Genomic DNA, 1,943 nt, shown 5'->3' with positions numbered 1-1,943 from the left:
AGATCGGCGATGATCGGGAAGCCGATCTCGACACCGAACGTCTCCTTGATGTTGCGCTCCCAGGCGATGTGCGAGAAGTTGCTGTCGATCGAGAGTCCCAGCAACTCACAGCCAAGCGCCTTGAAATCGGCATGGCGTTTGGCGAAGGCAATAAACTCCGTGGTGCAGACCGGCGTGAAATCAGCCGGATGCGAGAACAACACCAGCCATTGGCCACGGTAGTCCTCGAGGGTCTTGCGGCCATGGGTGGTCGGGGCATCGAAGGCCGGGGCCGGCTCGTTCAGGCGGGGCATGGAAGGGGTGGTCTGGATGTCGGTGGTCATGGGTACAGCTCCTATCGGTGAGTGTCAGTGCCCTCGTTCGAGGTTGACACCAGGTTAGGCGCCGCGAGCGCTCGCGTGAAATCGTTTGATTGGATGGGTGTGATGGGGCTGGCCTATTGTGTTTTCTCAATCGATAGGCAGCGCCTTATGCTGGTCGACAACGCCTCCTCTCTGACGGATTGCTGCCATGAACGCATCCTCGCCGACTGAGACCCTGACCCTTGAGATCGATCCGTCCTTGCTCGAGCATGTGCGCGAACGCCTGCAGCAGCGGCATCGCGACACCCCGCCAGAAGAACTGGTTGCCGCGCTGGTGACCAGCATCCTCGACAACTCAGGCTATCCGCTCAGTGCCACGCGCACTGAGGATGGCCAGATCCGCCTTCGCTATCACCTGCGCTCGTTCAGCGAGCCGATCCTGTAGCATCGCGCGGCTTCATCATGAGGTCGTCCCGCTTTTCCCGCTTGCGCAGAGCGAGATAAAGCAACGGACCCAGCAATGGCAGATGCACCGCTGGAGCGGACCAGCCGCTCAGGCGTAGCCCGCGGCGCTGTCGATCCATCACCACACAGCGATGCAGCGCGGTGGTCAAGACCAGGAGATCGGCACTCATCACGGCGATGAAGGCCGAGTCCTGAAGCTGGGCGGCGAAGGCGCTCAGGTCTCCAGCCAAGACTGCAAAGCCCATCAGCCCCAAGGCAGCCAGCAGCAAGATCGCGCCAGTGATCCGCGAGCCAACCGCGCGCACAAAGGCGCAGGGTGCCGGCTGCAGGGGCGCGCGGGTGTCGCGTATCGCCAGATAGGGCATCAAGACGAAACCACCGAGGACGAAACTGCCGAGCGCGAAGGGCCAAGGGTTGAGCTTGCCGGTGTCGAACAGCAGGATGGCGAGGAAGGCGACCGGCAAGACCCCGAGCAGGTTGAACACGGCGATCGCGATTGGATCGACGGATGACAGGCGTGCCAGAGCGAGGTCGCGGAGTTGGCCGAGCAGGTCCGCGGGTGGCGGAGGCGCGAATAGCAGCATGTAGGCCAGCAGCGCTAGCCAAAGCCCGGCGAATAACAGGCGGTCGGAACGACGATCGGTTGGCACCATGGTCGTCAGGCTCCTGAGTGGGTTCTCATAAACGCCGAGCGGGCCGGCTTGAGGTCCAGCAACGGCGTGCCATCCAGGCAATCCAAGCCGTGCACCCGCAGTACCTGGCCTTCGATGCCAATCAGCTCGACAATGCTGCTGCCAATCGGATTCGGCCGTACCGGCGAGCGCAGCGCAAAGGTGCCGACGGGCTGCTCGCGTCCCTTCGGGCATTGTAGAACCAGGTCGCGCCGGGAGTGGTGGAGCCAATAGAGCACCTCCAGGAAGCATTGCGGCTCGAGTCCGGCCAGGGCCTGATCCCAGGGCGGGAAGACCTCAATCTGACATTCCGGACCGTCCAAGTCACCCTGGCGCGGACAGTCCTCGCGTTGCTGCCACGGGGTATGGATGCGCCCGATGTACTGGAGCGATGCATCCGACGTTTGGAGTGGCTCAACGGCGATCTCGCCTGGGCGTCTGGCTTGCTGCTGGGTCATCATGAGGCTCCTTTGACGCCACGCTTGCGCGCTGTTGTCGAACAAGC

The 1,943-nt window shown here is 62.9% G+C and carries 4 protein-coding genes; 1 reads left to right on the top strand and 3 read right to left on the bottom strand.

Annotated features, from left to right (window positions below; genetic code table 11):
• Window positions 1-323 (bottom strand): redoxin domain-containing protein (locus VBE63_RS28320; protein WP_323686322.1); only part of this gene is annotated, 323 nt, incomplete at its 3' end.
• 187 nt (window positions 324-510) lie between these two features.
• Between VBE63_RS28320 and VBE63_RS28315 the strand changes: the two genes are divergently transcribed.
• Window positions 511-747 carry a hypothetical protein gene (locus VBE63_RS28315; RefSeq protein WP_323686321.1) on the top strand — a complete coding sequence of 79 codons (237 nt, stop codon included), beginning with the start codon at window positions 511-513 and terminating at the stop codon, window positions 745-747.
• On the opposite strand, the gene VBE63_RS28310 is transcribed toward VBE63_RS28315, so the two are convergent.
• Together VBE63_RS28310 and tsaA are read right to left on the bottom strand one after the other, a co-directional pair.
• On the bottom strand, window positions 728-1,420 hold the full coding sequence (locus tag VBE63_RS28310) for a hypothetical protein (RefSeq protein ID WP_323686320.1): 693 nt from the start codon (window positions 1,418-1,420) through the stop codon (window positions 728-730). The two genes, VBE63_RS28315 and VBE63_RS28310, sit on opposite strands and share 20 nt — an antisense overlap.
• 5 nt (window positions 1,421-1,425) lie before the next feature.
• Window positions 1,426-1,943: tRNA (N6-threonylcarbamoyladenosine(37)-N6)-methyltransferase TrmO (tsaA, locus tag VBE63_RS28305; protein WP_323686319.1), on the bottom strand; the 518-nt coding region annotated here is incomplete at its 5' end.

This window comes from Lamprobacter sp., assembly GCF_034860625.1.
Taxonomy (GTDB): Bacteria; Pseudomonadota; Gammaproteobacteria; order Chromatiales; family Chromatiaceae; genus Lamprobacter.
Note: the sequence above shows the minus strand (reverse complement) of the source record. Positions and strands in the feature narration are given on the sequence as shown.

What these genes read in the sequence shown, in the direction of transcription:
- VBE63_RS28315 (WP_323686321.1), top strand. Translation starts at nt 511, where the DNA reads ATGAACGCATCCTCGCCGACTGAGACCCTGACCCTTGAGATCGATCCG.
- VBE63_RS28310 (WP_323686320.1), bottom strand. Translation starts at nt 1,420, where the DNA reads ATGGTGCCAACCGATCGTCGTTCCGACCGCCTGTTATTCGCCGGGCTT.